13 protein-coding genes and 1 riboswitch are annotated in these 23498 nt (G+C 30.5%); of the genes, 5 read left to right on the forward strand and 8 right to left on the reverse strand.

Annotation, left to right across the window (positions count from 1 at the left end; translation table 11 throughout):
- Nucleotides 1–291 precede the first annotated feature (291 nt).
- A complete protein-coding gene (locus tag LQK79_RS18270) occupies nucleotides 292–2391 on the reverse strand; it encodes an RNA degradosome polyphosphate kinase (RefSeq protein WP_231017425.1) in 2100 nt (699 codons plus the stop codon).
- Nucleotides 2392–2653: 262 nt separating this feature from the next.
- Between LQK79_RS18270 and ppx the strand changes: the two genes are divergently transcribed.
- The gene (ppx, locus tag LQK79_RS18275) at nucleotides 2654–4153 is read left to right on the forward strand and encodes an exopolyphosphatase (protein ID WP_231017426.1); all 1500 of its coding nucleotides are present in this window, start codon (nucleotides 2654–2656) and stop codon (nucleotides 4151–4153) included.
- A 146-nt stretch (nucleotides 4154–4299) separates the two neighbouring features.
- On the opposite strand, the gene LQK79_RS18280 is transcribed toward ppx, so the two are convergent.
- Nucleotides 4300–4476, reverse strand: coding sequence for an H-type small acid-soluble spore protein (locus LQK79_RS18280; RefSeq protein ID WP_053242656.1), 177 nt, complete (start codon nucleotides 4474–4476; stop codon nucleotides 4300–4302).
- Nucleotides 4477–4682: 206 nt separating this feature from the next.
- On the opposite strand from LQK79_RS18280, the gene LQK79_RS18285 reads away from it, so the two are divergent.
- Genes LQK79_RS18285 through LQK79_RS18295 form a run of 3 tightly spaced genes read left to right on the forward strand, consistent with a single transcriptional unit; the run spans nucleotide 4683 to nucleotide 7273 of the window.
- Nucleotides 4683–5708, forward strand: a complete 1026-nt coding sequence (locus LQK79_RS18285) for an ABC transporter substrate-binding protein (RefSeq protein ID WP_053242657.1) — start codon at nucleotides 4683–4685, stop codon at nucleotides 5706–5708.
- Nucleotides 5709–5727: 19 nt separating this feature from the next.
- Nucleotides 5728–6486 (forward strand): ABC transporter ATP-binding protein, encoded by a 759-nt coding sequence (locus tag LQK79_RS18290; protein ID WP_231017427.1) that lies wholly within the window; start codon nucleotides 5728–5730, stop codon nucleotides 6484–6486.
- On the forward strand, nucleotides 6428–7273 hold the full coding sequence (locus tag LQK79_RS18295) for an ABC transporter permease (protein WP_053242659.1): 846 nt from the start codon (nucleotides 6428–6430) through the stop codon (nucleotides 7271–7273). Before LQK79_RS18290 ends, LQK79_RS18295 begins: the two co-directional genes overlap by 59 nt.
- A 128-nt stretch (nucleotides 7274–7401) precedes the next feature.
- Here LQK79_RS18295 and LQK79_RS18300 read toward each other — a convergent pair whose 3' ends face one another.
- The 5 genes from LQK79_RS18300 to LQK79_RS18320 all read right to left on the reverse strand — a co-directional run bounded on the left by LQK79_RS18300 (nucleotide 7402) and on the right by LQK79_RS18320 (nucleotide 20927).
- Nucleotides 7402–8295, reverse strand: coding sequence for a DUF2156 domain-containing protein (locus LQK79_RS18300; protein ID WP_231017428.1), 894 nt, complete (start codon nucleotides 8293–8295; stop codon nucleotides 7402–7404).
- 79 nt (nucleotides 8296–8374) lie between these two features.
- Entirely contained in the window at nucleotides 8375–8683 is a 309-nt protein-coding gene (locus LQK79_RS18305) for an ArsR/SmtB family transcription factor (RefSeq protein WP_231017429.1), read from the reverse strand.
- A gap of 148 nt (nucleotides 8684–8831) precedes the next feature.
- A complete protein-coding gene (locus LQK79_RS18310; protein ID WP_231017430.1) occupies nucleotides 8832–17417 on the reverse strand; it encodes a GH36-type glycosyl hydrolase domain-containing protein in 8586 nt (2861 codons plus the stop codon).
- A gap of 454 nt (nucleotides 17418–17871) precedes the next feature.
- Nucleotides 17872–19161 carry a diaminopimelate decarboxylase gene (gene lysA / locus LQK79_RS18315; protein ID WP_231017431.1) on the reverse strand — a complete coding sequence of 430 codons (1290 nt, stop codon included), beginning with the start codon at nucleotides 19159–19161 and terminating at the stop codon, nucleotides 17872–17874.
- Between the two features lie 115 nt (nucleotides 19162–19276).
- Nucleotides 19277–19452: riboswitch (Lysine riboswitch) on the reverse strand.
- A 173-nt stretch (nucleotides 19453–19625) separates the two neighbouring features.
- Entirely contained in the window at nucleotides 19626–20927 is a 1302-nt protein-coding gene (locus tag LQK79_RS18320) for a M18 family aminopeptidase (protein WP_231017432.1), read from the reverse strand.
- A gap of 232 nt (nucleotides 20928–21159) precedes the next feature.
- On the opposite strand from LQK79_RS18320, the gene LQK79_RS18325 reads away from it, so the two are divergent.
- Complete coding sequence (locus LQK79_RS18325; RefSeq protein WP_407928540.1) at nucleotides 21160–22356, forward strand: cation diffusion facilitator family transporter; 1197 nt, start codon at nucleotides 21160–21162, stop codon at nucleotides 22354–22356.
- Nucleotides 22357–22547: 191 nt separating this feature from the next.
- Here LQK79_RS18325 and LQK79_RS18330 read toward each other — a convergent pair whose 3' ends face one another.
- Nucleotides 22548–23417: a phosphatase PAP2 family protein gene (locus LQK79_RS18330; RefSeq protein WP_231017434.1), complete on the reverse strand. Its 870-nt coding sequence runs from the start codon at nucleotides 23415–23417 to the stop codon at nucleotides 22548–22550.
- Between the last annotated feature and the right edge of the window lie 81 nt (nucleotides 23418–23498).

A 23498-nucleotide genomic window follows, 5' to 3' on the forward strand; every position in this document is an offset into this window, starting at 1 on the left:
CTTCCTTGTTAGACTTTTTTCTAAAATTATATCATATATGCATATTTTTGTTTTTCTTAGGTTGATGGCTATGGGGCAAAGCCCATGCCCCGCGTATTTTATTTTGCATTTACTCAACGTTTTTGTCTGTTGCTAACAAAGCAGTTTATTTTAGTTCTAGAAGGATAATGGGCAAAGCCCATGCCCCGCGTATTTTATTTTGTATTTACTCAATGTTTTTGTCTGTTGCTAACAAAGCAGTTTATTTTAGTTCTAGAAGGATAATGGGCAAAGCCCATGCCCCGCGTATGATTACATTTTTATTGGTTTAAATTGTTTTCTTTTTCCCGTTTTCTTAATTTTTTTTGCGTATTTTTTATATTGATCTTCAAAATATGCCTGGCTATTTATGGCGATTTGGCCCGTAACATGAGTTCTTGTGTAAGTTCCATCCATATTTAATATTCTAGCTTTTGCATTGTCATTAAGATACACATTAAGTTGTTCTTTTATTGTATTAACTAACTTACTACTTTCAACCGGAAATAATATTTCTACTCTTCTGTCTAGATTTCTATTCATCCAGTCAGCACTTGATAAATATATAGCTTCATCATCCTCACTTCTAAAATAAAAAACTCTACTATGTTCAAGAAATCTGCCAACTATGCTTATAACTTTTATATTTTCACTTACACCTTTTATCCCTGGTCTCAAGCAGCATATTCCTCTAACAATAAGACTTATTTTAACTCCCGCTTCAGAAGCATCATACAATTTTTCGATAATTTCTTTATCAACTAATGAATTTACTTTTGCAACAATAAGTGACCTTTTTCCCTCCTTAGCATTTTCAATTTGCTTTTTTATAAGTAATAAAAACTTTTTTCTCAAGTTTATAGGCGCAATATATAGCTTATTCATTTCACTTATTTGAGAATATCCAGAAAGCATATTGAAAAGAGAAGATGCATCTGATGCAATTAGGTTATTAGATGTAAATAGCCCTAAATCTGTATAAAAATTAGCTGTTACATCATTATAATTTCCTGTAGCGAGATGAACATATCTTTTAATACCATCTTTTTCATTTCGCACTATAAGAAGAACCTTTCCATGTATTTTAAGTCCTAAAAGCCCATATATTACGTGACAGCCTGCTTTTTCAAGTTTTTTAGCCCATACTATATTATTTTCTTCATCAAATCTAGCCTTTAGTTCAACAAGTACAGTAACTTGCTTTCCATTTTCTGCAGCTTCCATAAGAGCATTTACTATTGGTGAATTACCACTTACCCTATATAAAGTTTGCTTAATTGCAAGTACTCTTGGATCCTTAGAAGCCTTCTTTACCAAATCAACGACATATTCAAAAGATTGATATGGATGAAATGCAAGTACATCCTGCTTAGAAATAACTTCAAACATATCTTTATCTTTTCCGTAAAATTCAAGAATAGGCTGTGGCTCAAACTTTGGATATCTTAACCAATCATATCCCTCAAGAGAAGCCAACTTATTCAAAAATGTCAAATCAATTGGACCATCTATTATATATATATCAGCTTCATCAGCTTCAACTTCTTCTTTTAGCTTGTTTAGAAGCCTTAAATCTATTCCATCCTCTACCTCTACTCTTACTACCTCTCCCCATTTTCTTCTTTTCACTGACTGCTCAATAGTTTCAAGCAAATCTTCCGCACCTTCCTCATCTATAGTGAGGTCTGCATTTCTTGTTATTCTATAATCTCCCATAGTAATAACCTTATGCCCTTTAAATAAATCTTGAGCAAACATTTTTATTACATCTTCAAGTAAAATACAAACTACTTCTTTACCATGAGATGGGATTTTAATTATTCTTCCTATAACAGAAGGTACTTGAACAGTTCCAAACATTACAGAATCATCTTTTCCTTCTATAAATAATGCTATATTTAAACTTCTATTTAATATAAGTGGAAATGGTCTGCTGCTATCCATAACCATTGGGGTAAGAATAGGAAAAACAGTATCATAGTAATACTCCGTTATATATTTTTTCTGCGCTTCATTTAATTCTTCTGGTTTAACTATATATATCTTTTGTTCTCTAAGTTCATCTAAAAGTTTTCTATAACATACATACTCATCTTCAACCATTTTTCTAACCCTAATCCTTATCTGAGTAAGCTGTCCCTCTGGCGTAAAACCTGCTATATCTGGAATAGTAAATTCTGCATGAATTTGCTCTATTATAGATGCAACTCTAACCATAAAAAATTCATCTAAATTAGAACTGGTTATTGAGCAAAATTTAATTTTTTCAAAAAGAGGATTGCTTTCATCTAAGGTCTCTTCTAAAACCCTATTATTAAATTCTAGCCAACTTAATTCCCTGTTTATAAAATTATCACAACTCCATTTTCCCATATACATCACCCTCTTGTAATATTAATTATAGGCTTTATTCCCATTAATTCTTCAAAAAATTCTCTATTTTTATTAAAATAAAACACAATTTACTATGTCCGCCCTAAACATATTTCTATAATTATAGCATAATTAACATGAAATATTATTATATTTAACCTAAACTTTACATACGCTAATGTATAATATACAAGCCTCTCACTTTAACTAATAAATGTGATATAATAATAAAATATTTTAATAAAGATTGGAAGATGATAATTTGAAACACATTGGCGTAATAGATATTGGTTCTAACTCCGTAAGGCTTCTTATAACTGAAATAACAGACAAACGTTCATTTAAAATCATCACAGAATTAAAAGAATATGTCCGTCTGGGTGAAGGCTTCGACAATAATGGAAGCCTTAAAGAAGAAAAAATACAAGAAACCATAAACGTGCTTAGGCTTTATAAAAACTTTTGTGCTACTTTTCCGGATATTAAAATAATAGCAACTGCCACAGAAGCTGTAAGAAAAGCCAAAAACCAATCTTATTTAATGGATAGAATAAAATCCGAAATTAATTTAGATATACAAGTTCTTTCTGGTGAAAAAGAAGCTTACTATGATTATTTTGCTTCTATAAATACTTTAAGCATTAACAACGGACTTATAATGGATATAGGTGGTGCGAGTACAGAACTAATACTTGTAGAAAATAGGAACTTAAAAGAATGCATAAGTTTGCCATTTGGTGCCATAACTTTAACAAAAAAATTCAACCTTCAAGACTCAATTTCAAATGCAGAGGAAAAAAATCTTAAAAGTTTCCTATTGGACAGCTTTTCAAAAATAGCATGGCTTAATGATTTAAAAGTAAATACCCTTATAGGTATAGGGGGCAGCATAAGAAACATAGCAAAGATAAGCAAAAAAAGAACCAACTATCCACTGAATTTAATTCACAACTATAAGCTAGACAGTGCTGAAATTTTAGATATATATGATGAAGTAAAATTGAAATCTGCTGAGCAAAGGAAGAAAATAAAGGGTCTATCTAAAAACAGAACTGACATATTTGTTGGTGCCGTATGTGCAGTTAATACTTTAATTGATATGTGCAAAATAAAACACGTAATAATAAGTAGAAATGGACTTCGCGAAGGTGTTCTTTTAAGTACTCTTTATAATAAACAAAAAATAGATGACATTCTTGGTTTCTCTATAAATAATATCATGATAAACAACAGCATGAATCCTAAACATAGTAATCATGTTTATAAACTTACACTGTCTTTATTTGATGAACTAAAACCAGTTCACAGACTAGATGACTACCTTATAAATGTAATTAGAACCTCAAGTATGCTTCATGATATTGGAAGCAATATTTCCTATTACTATCATCACAAGCACTCTGCCTATGTGATACTTAACTCTATTATATATGGCTTAACTCCACGTGAATGTGTCATGAGTGCTTTTGCTGCATATTATCACAGAAGCGACAGTTTGCCATCTGATTTTGATAAATATAAAACTCTAATTGACAAGGTTGATTTATATTCAATAAAGGTAATAGGCATTTTAATTAGAATCGCTGAAAATCTAGATAAAGATTTATCAAATTCAATAACTGATATAAAATGCACCATAAATGATGATGTCATAATAATAAAAACTGTTTCAAATACTAATTCTGATTTTCTTATAAAACAAGCTCAAACAATTTCGGACTCATTTAATGAACTTTTAGGTAAAAAGCTATATGTTGTATGATATATAGAAGGATGTGAAAAATGTAGGTATTCTTTTTTACTGGTCGCTTATAATGCTTTATGCGTGGTGTAGTAAAACCTATAGAATACCTTTTTTTCACAACCTCTTCACTTTAAATCTTTCATACAATTTATTTCATATAGCGTTCAAGTTGTAAGTTCTCTAATATCTACATTAAACTTTTCACTTGTGGTTAAATCTTTTACTAAAATCTTGCCATCTTGATCTGTTCCAATTCCCTCCAAATATACAGGTTTGTTTTTATATCTTACCTCTATAAATCCTTTGGAATTAAGTATTTCCTTTACTCTTTCTTTTTCCACGATAATTCCTCCTACAGCTTTTATACTTATTACTGGCTATGCTTAAAGAATGTTGATAGTAATGACATAAATCTTTATCAACATTATTTTTAGCATAGATTTATTATTTAAACTTTTAAAAATTTTATGCTAAGAAATTTAAAATAATAACTTATCTCCTTCACACTTCATATTATGAATTAAGTAATATATTACGGAGGTCATTCATGAGAAAAAAACATTTGAAAATATTATCTCTTATAGTTTCTTCTTTAATGCTAATAACTTTGTTTTCATCTTGCGGAAAAAAAACAAGCACAAGCTCATTAACCAAAGTTCGCTTAAATGAAGTTACACGTTCTGTATTTTACGCACCAATGTATGCTGCTATAAGCAATGGTTATTTCAAGGAAAATGGAATTGAGCTTGACATTTCCACTGGTCAAGGTGCAGATAAAACTATGCAAGAAGTTTTAAGCAAAAATGCCGATATAGGTTTTTGTGGTCCTGAGCAAGTAATCTATATTTACAATCAACATAGACAGGATTACCCAATACTATTTGCACAACTTACACAAAAAGATGGCTCTTTTCTTGTTGGTAGGAAAGAGGAAAAAGATTTTAGCTGGTCTTATTTAAAAGGCAAAACGATAATTGGAGGCAGACCTGGTGGAGTTCCAGAAATGGCATTGGAATATGTGCTTAAGAATAAGAACCTTAAAATAGGTAAAGACGTGAATGTAATAACAAATATAGACTTCAAAGCAGTTGGTGGTGCATTTAAAGGTGGCACAGGTAATTACGCAACGCTTTTTGAACCTACAGGAAGTTTGCTAACTCAAAGTAAATCTGGGTATATTGTTTCATCAGTTGGGGCCGAGGCTGGAACACTTCCATATACTTGCTTTTTCTCCACAAAATCTTACATGACAGAAAATAAAGACGTAATTCAAAAGTTTACAAATGCAATATACAAAGGTCAATTATGGGTAAAAAATCATTCAGATAAAGAAGTCGCTTCTACTATAAAGTCATTTTTTCCTGGTACTAGTGAAAGTTTAATTGAAAACTCAGTAAAAAATTATAGAAAAATAGGAGCATTTGCTGAAACCCCTGCTTTAAGTGAAAAAGATTTAACAAGACTTATGGATATAATTCAAAGTTATAAATCTTCTCTCATAAAAGAAAGACCTTCCTTTAACACTATAGTAAATAACAGCTTTGCAAAGGAGGCAGTGCAGAAAATTAAATAATTTAGAAGGTGATAATAAAATGGATAAAGTTGATGTTAAAAATATTTCTGTTAATTATCATTCCCTAAAAGCAGAAACAAAAGCACTAAAGAATATATCATTTTCAGTAAAAGAAGGAGAATTTGTAAGTATTGTTGGACCTTCTGGTTGTGGAAAATCAACTCTTTTAAATATAATTGCTGGACTTTTGAAACCCTCAAGCGGCGAAGTATATATAGATGGCACTTTAACAAAAGGTGTTTCACCTAAAATTGGTTACATGTTTCAAAAAGATAATCTTTTTGAATGGCTTACAGTAAAAGATAACATAGCTCTTGGTCTTAAAATACAAAAAAAATACACACATGAAATCAAAGATAAAATAGGTGATTTCCTAGTTAAATATGGATTAGGTGGTTTTGAAAATCATCACCCAAACGAGCTATCTGGTGGCATGAGACAAAGAGTTGCTTTAATTAGGACACTAATTTTAAATCCTGAGGTTTTACTTTTAGATGAACCATTTTCAGCTTTAGATTACCAAACTAGACTTAATGTTGGAAGTGAGATTTGCGGCATAATAAAGAAAGAAGGAAAAACAGCAATTATGGTAACACATGATATAGCAGAAGCTGTTTCTATATCTGAGAGAATACTAATACTTTCAAAGCGTCCTGCTTATATAAAAAAGGATGTATCAATAGACTTAAATGAAGAATCTCCAATTAAAAGACGTGAGGATGAAAACTTTAGAATTTACTTTGATATTATATGGAAGGAGATGGACAAAAGTGAATGAGACTATAGAACAAAAAAAATATATTTTGGATCTAAAAAAAGAAAAAATAAAAATTAGAATCACTAGAATTTCCATACTTATAGCCCTCTTCACGGTTTGGGAAATTGCTGGTGATCTAAACTGGGTAGATCCATTTCTTATAAGTACTCCTTCCAGAATGATTAAGAGTCTTATAACAATATACGGAGAAGGAACTCTATTTACTCATATATTGGTGACCTGCTTCGAAACTATCATAGGTTTTGTATCTGGAACAATTTTAGGAACAATTATTGCTATACTCTTATGGTGGTCTAAATTTGCCTCAAAGGTATTAGATCCTTATTTAGTTGTGCTCAATGCACTTCCTAAAGTGGCTTTAGCACCAATAATAATATTTTGGGTAGGAAATGGAATGAAAGCAATTATTATAGTAGCCCTTTTAATTTCAATTGTAACAACCATAATAAGTGTATTAAATGGTTTTAATGAAGTTGATTCAGACAAAATAAAGCTTCTTCAAACACTTGGTGCAAATAAACTTCAAATACTCCTTAACCTAATAATCCCAGCTTCGATTCCAACTTTAATTTCTGCCTTAAAAATAAATGTAGGCTTATCTTGGGTTGGAGTTATAATGGGTGAATTTCTTGTTGCAAAAGAAGGTCTAGGCTTCTTAATTGTGTATGGTGGTCAAATTTCACAGCTAGATATGGTAATGATGAGTATCGTAATTTTATCTATTTTGGCTTATATAATGTATTTAGCTGTTGACTTACTTGAAAAAAAATTAAATGCTAGGTACTAGTACCTTTAATTCTAGCCTTCTTTATGATATTATCAATATCATTACAATATTGAAAGGTGGTAACTACTATAAAAAACTAAGCCAAAAGCTATTGAACTTAAAAATACTGTATAAACTTATAACAATTGTTATAAGTTTATACAGTATTTTTTTTCAAGTTTTACTGGTTTATATGACATTTTGGCCTTTCTCAATCCTTCAATACCTAAATCCTGCTCTCTATTGACATAGATTACTTCACTGCAATACCTTTCAACAAAGGTTTTATTAATAAACACATATATACCATTAACGTCCTTTCTTCCCTTCTCAATGTGAACTATTGCCATATTGTCATTGACAATTTCTCCAATTGTAAAAGCTGAGAGTGCATCATCGATATACACTGCAATTCCTTTCAAATTTAATATATCAGCATATTTCAATATTTCTTTTATTCCTTCGAGTTCATAGGTTAAATATATATCACCCCTATTATTTTCCTCATACCATCTTTCACTAGCTGAAATACACTCCTCAATTACTCCTTCTTCCGAAAGATCTTTAACTGTATAATCATAATTCTTAACAAAATTATTATAGTGATTCTTTTTTGAATGTAACTTCTTTCCTGATAGATTAATTAATTTTTCACTTAAATAAATATAATCAAAATTATCTACATCTTCTCCAATTTTAATATTGTCACCATAAACTTTTTCAAGTTCATCTTTAAATTCATCTTCAACATCTTTAAATAAGTAAGCCATATTATTTTTTTCTTTATATTCTTCAAGACTTTCAATTATCTTATTTAAGCTTTCTCTAGAATATCCTATTGGCTGCATAAAATGATATTTTTCATTAAAATCCTTTTTCTTTATTATAAGGGCATCTTCATATATGCAGTATTTAATATCACAGCCTTTTCTCCATATAAGAAAACTTGTAAAAGAAAATTCACAGGTTTTAAATTTATAATCCTTTAAATACTTATCAAATACATTTTTATCATCAATAGTAACTTCTTTAAACTCTAACATAAAAATCTCCTTACCTACAATTATATTTTTTGTAGTTCGTCAGTAATCGAACTTTTATCACAAAAAATATTTAACTACCTTACTTTAAGAAATTTCTCACTGCCTCAACAGCGTCTAAATTTATTTTGCACGTAAAACATTGTCCATTACGTGTATATTCTATAAGTCCTGCATTTTGAAGCTCTTTAAAATGATGTGATATCGTTGAACGGGATAATTTCATGCAGCAGCATGCCTTAGTAAAACATTTTTCAACTCCTTCATCAAAGCAGTATTTCCCTCCATCATCTTTATTTGTTTCATACCATTCATATAGCATCTTAAAAAGCTTATATCTTTGCTCACATGATAATGCTTTAAATATTTTTACCAAATCGACTTTTTTCATAGTTCTATAGTAATAAAACAATGAAAGTTTGTCAAGGTATATTATATAAGTGAAGGATTTTAACGAGCAAGGCAAGTTAAAACCCTTCACCATTTGCGACAGAAAATTCCTTCACTTTTTCACTAATGAATACGAAATTATAAATAATCTAAATAATAATTTCAACCTCATGGTGGCCAAATTCTGCGAAGGGAATTACATCTCCTTCTATATTCTTTCCATCGAATTTTATTTCTTTGTTTGAACCTCTCATAACTTTTATATTATAAACCGAATTATAGTGGTTGTATTTTATTGTATATTCATTCCAATCTTCTGGAATACATGGCTTTACTGAAAATCCTTTCCCTTCTACAAGCTTTAATCCCAAAATTCCATCCAGCCCTATTCTGTACATCCAACCTGCTGTTCCTGTATACCAGGTCCAACCTCCTCTACCCACATAAGGCTGTTTTGCATAAACATCAGCTGCCATTACATACGGTTCAACCTTATAGGTATGACAATCATAGTAGGATTTTGTATGATTTATAGGATTTATCATGTTAAACAACTTAACTGCCTTTTTTCCTTCTCCAAGTTTCGTCATAGCATATATTACCCAAGTAGCTGCATGAGTGTACTGACCTCCATTTTCTCTTACGCCTGGTACATATCCTTTTATATAACCTGGTTCAAGTTTTGATGAGCTAAATGGTGGAGTTAAAAGTAAAATAACACCTTTATCCTCTTTTACGAGGTATTTTTCGAGTGAGATCATAGAGCGTTTTGCTCTAGATGGTTCTGCTGCTCCAGATATAATTCCCCAAGACTGTGCTAAAGAATCTATCTGACATTCCTCATTTTCTGAAGAACCAAGCGGCGTTCCATCATCAAAATACGCTCTTCTGTACCAATCTCCATCCCAAGCATTCTTTTCAATATTCTCTCTCACAAACTCACTCAATTCATTATATCTTTGTACTCTATACTCATCATTTTTCAACTTAGCTATTTCTTTAAAATTTTTAAGAATAGAATACATAAACCATCCAAGCCAAACACTTTCGCCTTTTCCCTTGTTGCCTACAGTGTTCATGCCGTCATTCCAATCACCACTACCCATTAAAGGTATGTTGTGAACTCCGAATTTTAACCCTTTTTCTATAGCTTTTACACAGTGATCATATACACTCTCAGATTTTTCAGATACTCTTGCAATATTATATCTTTCATCTTCTCCTTCTCTTAAAGGTTCATCGTCTATATAGTTAACTTTTTCATCAAGTACACTGTAATCTCCTGTATTTTTTATATAATCCAAGGTTACGTATGGAAGCCACAGTAAATCATCGGAAAACCTAGTTCTTATTCCACTGTTAACTATAGGATGCCACCAATGTTGAACGTCTCCTTCTAGAAATTGCCTTGACGAATTTATTAAAATCTGCCTTCTCGTAATTTCAGGTTTTATATAACTTAATGACATAACATCCTGAAGTTGATCTCTAAAACCATAGGCTCCTCCAGATTGATAAAATGCTGTTCTTGCCCATACCCTACATGCTAAAGTCTGATACATAAGCCATCCATTCATAAGTAAATTCATAGTTTCATCAGGTGTCTTTACAGTTATAGTGTGAAGTAACGAATCCCAGTATTCTTTAGTGTTTTTTAACTCCTTATCTACTTCCTCAAAAGAAGAATATTTTTGAGTTATCTCCATTGCTTTATCCAGTGAAACAGTTTCTCCAAACATTATAATAATTTCTTTTTCCTCGTTTGGTTTAAGTTCTACTTTAGTATTCTCGCAAGCACATGGTTCTTCTCCGCTGCCTACATAATTTGAAAGTCTTGATTTCTTCATAAATTCAGGATTTTCAGTGTTACCTCCTCTACCTATAAATTCTCTTCTGCTGCCTGTAAAGCTTTCTTCTTCTCCTCCATACATCTTTAAATAAGCAAATGCGTTTCCAAAATTTGTACTATAAGGATTTTGTGCATATATTACTTTTTCCTTATTTTCCAAATACGTAGAAATATAATTAGAAGTTTGCTCATAGGCAACCCCTAAAACAAGTTCTGCAAAATACGTAATAGACAAGCTTCTATGAACTTCAGTATTATTTTTCAAATTCACCTTTAATATTTTAATGCTCTCATTCATAGGAACAAACATAGTGATACTTCCTATTATTCCTTCCCTATAATGCTTAAATGTAGAATATCCAAAACCATGTTGAATTATATAGTCTTCTTTATCCCTAACAGGTTTAGGTGATATGCTCCAAAATTCACCAGTATCCTCGTCACGAACATAAAGAGCTTCTCCAGGTGGATCAGATACCCAATCATTGTACCAAGGTGTCACTTTATTTTCTCTACTATTTTCATACCAAGTATAAGCAGAGCCACTTTCAGATACATGAAAACCAAATTTATCATTTGAAATTACATTTATCCATGGGGCAGGAGTATTCTTATCATCATTCAAAATAATAGTATACTCACCATTTTTATTAAATCCTCCATATTCATTAAAAAATTTAAGGCTTCCAATTTCAAATTTATGCGGTTTTATATTATATTTAACATTTTTTGTTTTTAAGTCTGGGATTTCATTATCCTCTTTCATCTCATTTTTAATTTGACTTACTAAAAGTCCATCTTTGGAATCAACCACAAATTTAGCTATACCTATTAAAAAATTCATATCTTCTTCAGGTATTTCCGATTTACCATAAAGAAATATCCTGCCAGAATTTTTTTTCTTTATATTGGAATTTCTTGCTGCAATCAAGTCTCTTATTGAATCCTTTAATATATGAATATATGAATTTTCTTGAAGATCTAAAATTATAAAATCATAATTGAGACCTTTAGTCTCTAAATATTCATGCGCAAGAATCATTTGTCTTGCAAGATCAACATCATTTTCCTCTCTTACAAGGAGAAGTAAAATAGGCAAATCTCCAGAAATACCGTACCCCCACAAATGCGGTTGAGAGTTTTTTATATTCTTAACGTAGTTTTCTCTAAGTTTAAGAGAACTATTTACGAACAATATTCTTGATGCCATTATTTGATATATATTTGCCTGATTTGATTTTATTCCCATATAGCTCATTTCAACCTGAGTTTGAGTCCGTGCAAGTTCAAATACACGTTTTAAGCTGTGATATTTACTATACTTTTCCGCAGTGCTTATAACTTCATCCTTTGATGTTGATATAGAATTAATATAATATATATTGCACGTTTTTCCAGGATGTATTTTTACTTTTTTTCTTATACTTATTATTGGATCAAGTACATCACCTGCAGTATTTTTAAGTGGATTATTGATACCCTCAGGATTATTTTTACTTTTTCCTCTTCCTATAAAATTAACTCTGCTGGTCTCATAAGACGTATTAGAAAGCTCTACTCCCTCTACTATCATTTTTTGCATAATCCAGTACTTTGTATCCTTATCACTTCGTGGTCTTCTTGATGCAATAATACATTCTGGAGCTTTTACAAATTCCGTAGTTACAAAAAGATTGCTAAAAGCAGGATGAGCCAAATCTGCATCATGCGGTGCTATAGTTATCTCAGAGTAACTCGTTATTTCAAATATTTTAGAAGAAGCCGTCTTGTTAGTAATTGATATTTTTCTAACCTCAGCATCTTCTTCATTAGAAACCGCTACAGCAGTATTAGTTATAATATTTCCATCTTTTCTTTTGAATTCTGCCCTATCAAGAGCAAAGACAGCTTCATAAAAATCTCCTTCGCTCTCGCAAGGCTCATAAGTCGGACTCCACCACTTTCCCGTTGAAACATCTTTTATATAAAAGAACATTCCAGTATCATCTTTAGTTGCATCATGCCTCCACCTATAAACTTCAATATTATCTCGTCTACTATATCCACTTCCACTATTTGATATCATCAAAGAATATCTTCCATTCGATAAAAGCTGCACTTCCGGAGTTGGCGTTTTAGGAGTTCTATATGTCCTAACAGTAATATTTTGTTTTAATCCTTTAAATTCTGGTACATCAAAGACTTGTTCTCTATCATATACAATTCTCCTTGGAATTCTTTCCTGAAGCAAAAGTTCTGTAGCTTTTACCCTTGGATTTGAATGAAATCTTTGTTGCAGCACATTATTATAAATAACATTATCAAGTGCCATCAGACTCATTCCCTCATGGTGAACCATAAAGCATCTTACAATGGACTTATCCCTGTTCTTATCGGATCTTCCTCTTGTATAATCTAAAGCTTCATAAAATCCATATCTTCCTTCCATTCCTTCACTTACAAGTTCTCTCATATTATCTAAACAATCTTTAAAATCAATTTGAAGTCCCATAACAGTTGAATACGGAGATATAACAAGTTCATTTGCAAGCCCACGTTTTAATCCTATTCCTGGAACTCCAAAAGCCTTATACTGATAATTATTGTCTACATCAAAGCTATAATATGCAGATTCTGAAATTCCAAAACACGACACTTTCCTGCTTCTACAGTATTTCTTTTGAGCCTCTATAACGGTTTTGTATGTTTCATTAAGAAGAGTATCTGGATAACTCTTCATTATGGCAAGAGGCATAAAGTATTCAAACATAGTTCCGCTCCAGGATACAAGTCCTTTTCTACCAGCTATAGATGTCATTGATCTCCCAAGTTTAAACCAATGTGTTTGTTCTACATCTCCTTTAGCTATTGCTATAAAACTTGCCTGTCTTGCTTCAGATGCTAGAAGATCATAATAACTCTTTCCAAGACTATCGCTTTCTATATCATAACCTATAGCGAATAATTTTCTCTTCTTATCAAACAACATTGAAAAATCCGTTTGATTTGATATTTTTCTTAATCTTTCTTTTAAATTATCCATCTTTAAAAGAAGGCTTTTAACTTTACTATTTTGTTTATCAAAATTGTTTACTATTCTTGTAACTAATTCAGCACTAGATTTTTTTAGTCTTAACTTTTCAATTTCATATGGTATATCACTTATTGGTGTGTGCATTAATATTTCATTTAAAAATTCAATGCTTTCATAGTCATTTTTAAATTTTTCATTTATCTCTGATACTGGAAATGAGAATTCTTCGATTTCATTTATAAATTTTACACACATAGCTTTAAGCTTCATATTCCAATAAATTTTATCTCTATCATAGTTCTCTTCTACACTTTTGACTTTATCTAATATTTTGTTTAGCATTTCACACCAAAAACTCAAGCTGAAATCATCTGTGGCTATTTCATTTAATATATCTTCATAGTATCCATCCTCTACTTCTTCCACTGCTAATTTTAAGGTATCTTCTATTCCTGTTTTATATTCCTTTCGTACTATAGGATTGTTTTCGTACTCTCTAATTGTTCCTATGAGAAGCCACAAATATCCAACAAGGTTACCACTATCTACGGTAGATACATAAAGCGGTTTAAGAGGTTCCTTTGTTTTTGTGTCATACCAATTATAAAAGTGACCTCTATACATTGGTAAACTTTCCATCTCAGAAAGCACTTTATCAACCCTATTTACAAACTCCTCGATTCCTATAAAACCAAAATCGTATGCAACTATGTTAGAAGTAAGCCCCATTCCCATATTTGTTGGAGATGTTCTATATGCAACTCCTTTATTGTACTCTTCTTGATAATTGTCTGGAGCAAGAAAATTTGATTCTTCATTTACGAAATCTTCAAAATAGGCCCAGGTTTTTCTGCACATTCTTCTTAAGAAATAGTTATCTTGAGATGAAATATTTGCATGCTTTAATCCTCTTTCTTTACTTATATAATAAGCAATAATTGGACTTATAAACCATATTACACAAGAAGGAAACATAATCATTCCAATTTTTATTTCTTTTGAAAATGAAATATATGCTATAACAAGAGCAACAACGCTTCCACTCCACATCGTCTTAATAAAATCATTTAGCTTTCTTCCCATTAACCTTTCACTATCAGCTGCTGTCTGCCATTCAAGTAATTTCTTTTTGCTTATAAGCATCCTATAAAGTGTTCTTATTATTGCATCAAGCATTAAATAAGCCTTATATGGCAAAAAAGCAAATATTAAAAACACTTGTTCTATTACCGTTTTGCTACTGTTTATTTTTCCAGATAAACTAAGTCCCCTTATAGGAGACGCTACAACCTCTGACACATCAAATAGCCATGGGCATATCAATGCTAAAAATGCTACACTAAGCCATCTATCCGGATTATATGGAAGTACTGTAAATGCCAGTATACTAAGTATTACAATTGCTGGAGATACAAGGCTTCTTCTTAAATTATCTGCAATCTTCCACCTAGAAAGAGCATTTATAGGTGATTTTTTAAATATCCAAGCTGCAATCTGCCAATCACCTCTAACCCATCTATGCAGTCTCTTTGAACTTGAATTATAATATGCAGGATATCCATCTATAAGTTCAACATCTGTTACCAATGCTGTTCTTGTGTATGATCCTTCAATCAAATCGTGGCTTAATATAGCATTTTCTGGAAGTTGATCCTTAAGCATAGTTTGAAACACGTCAATATCGTATATACCTTTTCCTGTGTAAATACCTTCTGCAAATAAATCTTCATAAACATCTGATACTGCTGTACTGTAAGTGTCAATTCCAGTTTCACCTGAAAATATCTTGGAATACATGGTTTTATTGGCACTTACTGTACTTATACTTACTCTAGGCTGCATAATTCCATATCCACGAACAACCTTATCATTTTCTATCTCTGGTTTATTTAAAATATGGGTTACAGCCCCTATTAGTTTTTTAGCGGCATCTCTTGGAAGCTTTGTATCAACATCAAGCGTTATTACATATTTTACATCTTTTAGTTTTTCTATATCTCCACTAATAACATTGTAACTTGTATTCTTATCTCCTCTTATCAGTGAATTGAATTCCATAAGTTTACCACGTTTTCTTTCCCAACCAATCCACATATTTTGTTTTTTATTAAATTGTTTATATCTATTTAAAAAGAAAAATATATCTTCACCATTACTGCTGTACTTGCGGTTTAAATCTTTCACCCTTTTGAGTGCAATTCTATTTATCTTTTCATCGTTAATATCATTTTTAACATAGCTGTCTTTGAAATCCCCCAATATCGCAAAGTATATATTTTTTTCTTTATTAGCAAGGTAGTACACCTCCATATTTTTCATAAGCTCAATTACTCTATCTTCACTATTTAAAATTGTAGGTATTACTACAACTGTTTTTGCGTAATCTGGTATACCACTGCTTAATTCCATTTTAGGTACAAACCTAGGATTAATTAAATGATTTATACTCCAATTTAGTATTGAGTTAACTATTTCGGAACACGGTATTAAGATACTTATCCCACCAACAATGTATTTCCAAGGTTTTGCATAACTATCTGTAACATATATTATCCAAAGCATAAAAACAGTTAATAAAATTGTTCCAAGGACATTAGCCCATATATATGCTGCAACTTTATGCTTATCTATATAACTTCTAAAATCTATTGTTCCACTTCTCTTAGATTTAAGCTTATTTTTTAGTTCTTCTACGCCATCATCCATAAGATAATACCCAACATGCTTTTTCAATTCACTTTTTGCTTCTGCTTCATCAGCGCATTTAACTGCTGTCCTTGCAATGTATGCTTCTGGCAACCTCGTTTGCTTTGAAATAACTTCTACTCTATGCCTATAGTAATCCCTTGATGCATAATCCATATTTATATATATATTTGACGGATCTTTCTTTAATATCTGATGGGTTATGCTAAGTTTTTCAAAACATTCCTTCCAATTTAATGCTTCCACTTCCCTTATTCCACTTATGCAATTTCTCATCGACACTTGAAACTTTGCCTGTTTTTGATGTTCAATAATAATCATTCTATTACTGTCCATCTCTTGAACTTCCATAATATTTTCTATGTACTTATAAATTTTTTCATTTTCTACTCCATTATCTCTGATAACCTTTAAAAATCTTTCCATAAAGTGTGTAGAAAATATCATATTTCCTTTTATTAACCTTTTTATTTCATTTTCTGTTAACTCTTTATCTGAAAGTTTTATTATTTTATCTCCAAGCTTATCTGCTTTTCTTTTCTCTCTTTCAGCAAAAACTATCCCTGAAACAACCCTACTTATATTCTGAATAATTGCTATTCTAAGCATAGTTGGAAGTACCCAAAGTTCAGAACTTGTAAGCACACTCCTTTTTTCATAAGCATTAATAAATGAAAGGATAATGTTTTCATCTACTTTTCCATCTGTATGCGATATTAGTTCTGTACTTATATGATATATCCTTGGCAATCCTTTTACTGAACCTTTATTTATTATAGGAAGCTCTTTATATAAACTCTCCGACATATTATGTTTTATATCTTTATATTCTTTTTCTATAAGGTATAAATTGTCAAGAAGCCATTCAGCTGCTGGAACTATTTCTCTATTATTTCTGATATCTCTGTCTATATACTCATAGCCCCTTAAAATACTTTCATAGCTTAAGTCAAGTCTTCTTATAAGACTTTTTTTGCTGCTCCTTTTTCTTGTAGCCTTATGATATTTAGAAAGTTCTACAGCATGATTCTCCAATTTTTCACTTTCAACATCATCAATATATGGAACATCATCAAAAGAATAATTAGAATTATTTTTTAATGAAATTATAATCACATATAACAGAATTAAAGCTACTACTATCGCTAATAAATACATGTAAGGCATAACAATTCATCCTTTCAGCAACTATATTTTAATTTTCCTATATATCCTAACTTGAATTATTATTCCCTATTTCTAAAAAAAAAATGCAAAATAACAATGCTTCGTCACATTAAAAAAATTCTATAAATCTAAGATAGAAAAATTATAAAATCCTAAGATATTTTAATAACTCCCTATCAGTCAAACAATTAAAATCTCTAAGTATTTTATAATTTTTCCACCAAGATTTATTAGAATTTTTTTAAACTGTTCCTTCAGCATTATTATTTTGCTTTCACGGTGGTACAATGAAAAAATTCCTCCGTACCTACGGAATTTTAAGTTAATTCTGAAATTAAAGTAATATTCCATATTCTGTGTAAACATAGATTCAGAAAATTTTTTGTACGCGATACATAGATCTTAAATTTATTAATTTTATTTATCGTACTGTAATACATTTATTTTGCATTTTTTATAGAATTGAAAGCTCGTTTCTTACAATATCCTCATAGCTTTCTCTTTTGCATATCAACTTTGAAGTACCATCTTTGACCAAAACAACTGCTGGTTTAGGTATCTTATTGTAATTACTAGACATAGAATATCCATAAGCTCCTGTTGTTGAAACTACAAGTAAGTCACCACTTTTTGCTTCTGATATCTCAACATCTGTTAAAAGTATGTCTCCAGATTCACAGCATTTTCCAGATATAGTTACCTTTTCTTTTGAATCATTAAATTTATTTGCGATTGAACATTCATATTCAGCATTATATAGTGAAGGTCTTATATTATCCGTCATTCCACCATCAACAGATACATACTTTCTTATATCAGGTATATTTTTTATAGAACCTATTGTATATAAAGTTGTACCTGCATTTCCTATAATTGATCTTCCAGGTTCTATAATAAGCCTTGGAAGCTTAATTCCAAGTTCTGCGCTTTTTTTATCGACCTCTTTAAGTATAGCACTACAAAATTCTTCAGTGGTCCTCGGCTTATCTGCTTTTGTATAGTAGATTCCAAAGCCTCCCCCAAGATCAAGCTCCTTAATATCATACTCTATCTTGTCCTTTATTTGTTTAATAAAGCTTAACATAGTATCTACTTCTTCTAAATAAGGACTTATTTCAAATATTTGAGAACCAATATGAGCATGAAGTCCTACAAGTTCAACATTTTTAAATTTGATAGCTTCTCTAACAGCTTCAAGAGCATCACCATTTGAAAGTGTGAATCCAAATTTAGAATCAATTTGCCCTGTTTTTATATATTCATGGGTATGGGCTTCTATTCCCGGAGTTATTCTTAAAAATATTTTTTGTACCACATTTTCCTTTGCTGCTATTTCGTTTATTTTTTCAATTTCATAAAAATTGTCAACAACGAATCTTCCTACACCAAAACTTATTCCCATTCTAATCTCATCTATTGTTTTATTATTTCCGTGAAATAGTATTTTTTCCATTGGAAATTTTGCCTTGTATGCTGTATATAATTCTCCCCCAGAAACAACATCAAGATTAAGTCCTTCTTCACTTATAATTTGGCACATTGCAACAGGTAAAAACGCTTTTCCTGCATATGCAACTGTATTATTCTTGCAAAAATTGTCACGATAACTTTTGCAATTATTTCTTAAAAGTTCCTCGTCTATAACGTAAAGCGGAGTTCCATATTCCTTAGCAAGATTGCTTGAACTTACACCACCTATATATAATTCATTATCCTTTACTGACATGCTTCCAAATAATTTCACCCTTCACACCTCTTTAATTAGTTTCTGCATAAAAAAATATTTATTGTTATAATTATACAATAGTAAATAAAATAATACGGCAAAGTTCAACTCTGCCGCATACATACAACTTTGTGAACCTTGTAGCTCTCCACTTAAAAAACTCAAGCGACAACTTTATACATATTGTGCATAAAGCCAGATGACTAACCTGCCAGTTTATTCATCTTCGGCTAAAAGCTCCTTTCGCTGTTTATAATTGCCTGCTAGCTAAAACAACTACTCTTAACTTAAAGCACCTCTACATTAGGCTTTTAATCGTGAAATCAATAGAAAACTTATTGCATATATGTTTTAAAACAACGATTTTCAAGGCATTTTGAGACATATATAAATCTAGTTAAACTGATTTCACTAATATCAATTTTTTTTATTGTAGCATAATACTCATAAATATACAATATGTTTTTAAGACTTTAATTGAGTTATAGATTGTAGAATTCTTCAAAAGATTTTTCAACATATAAATGATCCACAACTCCACACAATTCTCTTATAGAATGCATTGCAAGCAGTGCTGTTCCTATATCAACAGATCTCAATGCTAAATGTGTTGAACTTATAGGTCCAATTGTAGAACCTCCAGTTTCATCTGATCTGTTTACAAATTTCTGAAATGGAATTCCTGCTTTTTTACATATTTCAGTATACACTGATATAGAATTGCTATCAGAAGTATACTTTTGATTTGCATTTATTTTAATTACAGGTCCACCATTTATGTGAGGTCTATTAGTTGGATCTGCCTTTTCACCTTTGTTAGGGTGAACCGCATGTGCTGAATCAGAAGATATAATAAAGGATTTGTTAAGAGCTCTAAAGAAATCTTCTCTATCACCACCAAAAGATAACACTATTCTTTCAAGTATATCAGATAAAAATTGAGAATCGGCTCCTTGCTTACTGGAACTTCCTATCTCTTCATTATCAAAGCACACAAGAACATTTGTCATTTCCGATACGCTTGACTTTGTTAAGGCAGTTACTCCTGCATGAACCATTTCTAAATCGTCTAATCTGCTGCTAGATATAAATTCATTGTTTAATCCCATTATACAGCCTTTATCATATTCGTAAAGCACAAGATCAAAATCCATTATATCCTCTATATCTACATTTAATTCACTTGCTATTAACTTAACAAGATAATTATCTTTCTCAAGGCTATCGTTAATAAGTCCAAGCACAGGAAGCATATCAATTTGCTTATTTAATTCTATGCCTTTATTTATATTTCTATTCATATGTATCGCAAGATTAGGTATTATAAGTATAGGCCTATTAATATTTATAAGTTCAGTTTTAGGATTTAAAATGCTCCTTCCTTTTAGAGTTACTCTTCCTGCTATAGATAAGGGCCTGTCAAGCCAAGTATTTAAAATAGGTCCTCCATACACTTCTGTATTCAACTTTAAATATGACCCTTCTGAAATAATTTCAGGATCTGGTTTTATCCTAAAAGTAGGAGAATCTGTATGGGCTCCTATTATTTTAAATCCTTTTTTCGCAATAACGCCACTTCCAACACCAAAGGCAATTAAAGCTGAACTATTTCTTGTAACAAAATATCTTCCACTTTTTTGAACTTCCCATCTATCTTCTTCATTTAATTCTATAAAGCCATTATCTTTAAGCACACTGCTTATGCTATCTACTGCATGAAAAGGTGATGGACTTTTATAAATAAAGTCAATCAATTCTTCAGCATATTCTAATTCATTTTTCATATGTCATCCTCCAAATTTATCATTATACTGCCTGTAATTTTAAAATTGGTACTAATACGATTTATTCCACTAACACTATATATAGTTATAGTATACAAAATACAATTATTTTTTTCCAGTATATTTACCAAATGTGTTATAATTAAAATTAATTATATTTGAACCTCGTAACACAATTATGCATCAAGATTTTTTTAACATAACTTAAAATTTTTATCTATTATATAAGGAAGTGATTATTTTGTTTTCAAATTTAATTATATCCAAATTCATAAGAAATCATGACGATACTGCTGATAAAAAGGTTCGCGAAAATTATGGAATATTAAGCAGCATAATGGGATTAATAGTTAATTTTATTCTGTTTTTAATTGAACTTATTATAGGATTTATGTTAAACAGCATTGCAGTAATTGCAGATGCCTTTCATAATCTTGCAGATGTTAGTTCATCTCTAGTAACTCTCATTGGCTTTAAGCTTTCAAGCAAACCAGCTGATAAAGAACATCCTTTTGGTCACGGAAGAATTGAATATCTTTCTTCTTTATTAGTATCAGCTATAATATTGGTTGTAGGCTTTGAATTTGTGAAAAGCTCATTTTTAAGAATCGTACATCCGGAAGAGACTAAATTTAATTTAATTTCTTTTATCATAATTATAATTGCTATTCCGCTAAAATTATGGCTAAGTCATTTTAATAAATACATTGGTAAAAAAATCAATTCCTCTGCACTTTCAGCAGCTGGTGCAGATGCTCTAAATGACGTCTTTATACTTTCTGGAGTAATAATTTCACTCTTAGTATGGGCATCTTTTCATATTTCTGTTGATGGATATGTGGGAATTGTAGTTGCCATTTTCATAATATTTTCTGGTTTTTCCATAATGAAAAGCACTATTGATCCTCTTTTGGGTCAAGCTCCCGATCCAGCCTTGGTAAAAAATATAAAAAGCCTTGCAATAAAATATGATTTAATTATAGGGATACATGATCTTATAATTCATAACTATGGTCCTACGAGATCCATGGCGTCATTCCATGCAGAAGTTCCTTACAATGTGCCAATAATGAAAATTCATGATGAAATAGATAGGGCTGAAAAAGAAATATCTGAAAAACTAAATATGCTTATAGTTATACACATGGACCCTATACTCACAGATTCAGAAGAGGTTAACGAAACCAGAAAGGAAGTATCATATATATTAAAAAAATTCCCTCAAATAAATTCTTTTCACGATTTTAGAATTGTTGGAACCGGTGACCACAAAAAGCTTATATTTGATATTGTTATAACCTTTGACGTTAATATTTCAAAAGACTCTGAAAATCAACTTATAAATAACATCGAAAATGAAATAAGAAGAGTTCATCCTAAATACGAAGCAATAATAACCATAGATAGAGATTATACAGAAACCTTGTAAATTAATTGATTATCAGTACTTAAATAAATTTTATAAATCTAAAATGAAAAATTTCAAAGAACTTTTAGTAACTCACTATGATTCAGCAGCTAAAAGTAAACATACGCGAGGTTTGGACTTTAGCCCATTATCCTTCTTTAACTTAAAGTTTTTGAAATTTTTGACTAAGATTTATAAAATTTATTTGTTTTCTACAAATATATCTTAAATCTCTTAATGATATATGTTGTTCCGATTGTCACCCATAGTATTATAATGAAATATCTAAAAAATTCAAATACTTTTAAATTAGGTAATATTGCTTTTAAACCTAATTCTAAAATTAAACATCCTATTGATGCAATAAAAACTTTTATTACATTCTGAATATATGATGCTTTTTCTCTAAATCTTATAAATTTACTTTCTATCAAATATCCTACAAAAAATCCAGTAATTGAGCCAAACTGCTTGTATAAATCTAAATTTCCGTAATTTATTGTAATTATGCATACTATAACTACTAATACTAATAGGCCATAAATATTTCCAGCACCATCTTTAAAATCAAAAATTCTATTTACTACCGCCATGGATAAAAATCCAATTACAAAACCAAAAAACACATCAACAGGTCTATGCACTCCTAAATAAAGTCTAGATAAGGCTACACCGAGTATCATTATAGTTCCAACAATATAAATCCAATGTTTGTGTATATTTTTCATAAGATTTGTCCAAAAAACAGATGCATTCTGTGTATGTCCACTTGGAAATGAATATCCTCCTGCAGTTTCAAGCCTCAATGATCTTATGCCGCTTGTCCCTATTGGTCTTGGAACTTTAAATATATTTTTTACAAGCCCATTAATTGAATTACTAAAAAGACTTGCAAAACCAAGTTTGTATCCTAAATTTTTATTAATGCATAAGTAAATAATTAATATTGCTCCGATAGAAAAATATTGCTCTCCTGTCATTGTTATTAGTTCTGCAAGTTTGTCTAAAAATGGATTAGAAAACTGCTGTAAAAATTTTATTATTATTATATTAAAATTCGCTGTTAAAATGTTTGCTATCAAATATTAATCCTCCTTGTATAATGTAGTCATAACATTCGATAGAAAACTATCATGATTCCTAACGAACATTAAAACTCATAT

The sequence above is a fragment of the Clostridium guangxiense genome (assembly GCF_021043395.1).
Taxonomy (GTDB): domain Bacteria; phylum Bacillota; class Clostridia; order Clostridiales; family Clostridiaceae; genus Clostridium_S; species Clostridium_S guangxiense.

Bases quoted from the DNA above. Each gene is read 5' to 3' on its own strand.
- LQK79_RS18320 (WP_231017432.1), bottom strand. From the start codon at position 20,927: ATGAAAAATGAATTAGAATATGCTGAAGAATTGATTGACTTTATTTAT.
- LQK79_RS18300 (WP_231017428.1), bottom strand. From the start codon at position 8,295: ATGTTAGAGTTTAAAGAAGTTACTATTGATGATAAAAATGTATTTGAT.
- LQK79_RS18305 (WP_231017429.1), bottom strand. From the start codon at position 8,683: ATGAAAAAAGTCGATTTGGTAAAAATATTTAAAGCATTATCATGTGAG.
- LQK79_RS18270 (WP_231017425.1), bottom strand. From the start codon at position 2,391: ATGGGAAAATGGAGTTGTGATAATTTTATAAACAGGGAATTAAGTTGG.
- LQK79_RS18290 (WP_231017427.1), top strand. From the start codon at position 5,728: ATGGATAAAGTTGATGTTAAAAATATTTCTGTTAATTATCATTCCCTA.
- LQK79_RS18295 (WP_053242659.1), top strand. From the start codon at position 6,428: ATGAAAACTTTAGAATTTACTTTGATATTATATGGAAGGAGATGGACA.
- LQK79_RS18310 (WP_231017430.1), bottom strand. From the start codon at position 17,417: ATGCCTTACATGTATTTATTAGCGATAGTAGTAGCTTTAATTCTGTTA.
- LQK79_RS18285 (WP_053242657.1), top strand. From the start codon at position 4,683: ATGAGAAAAAAACATTTGAAAATATTATCTCTTATAGTTTCTTCTTTA.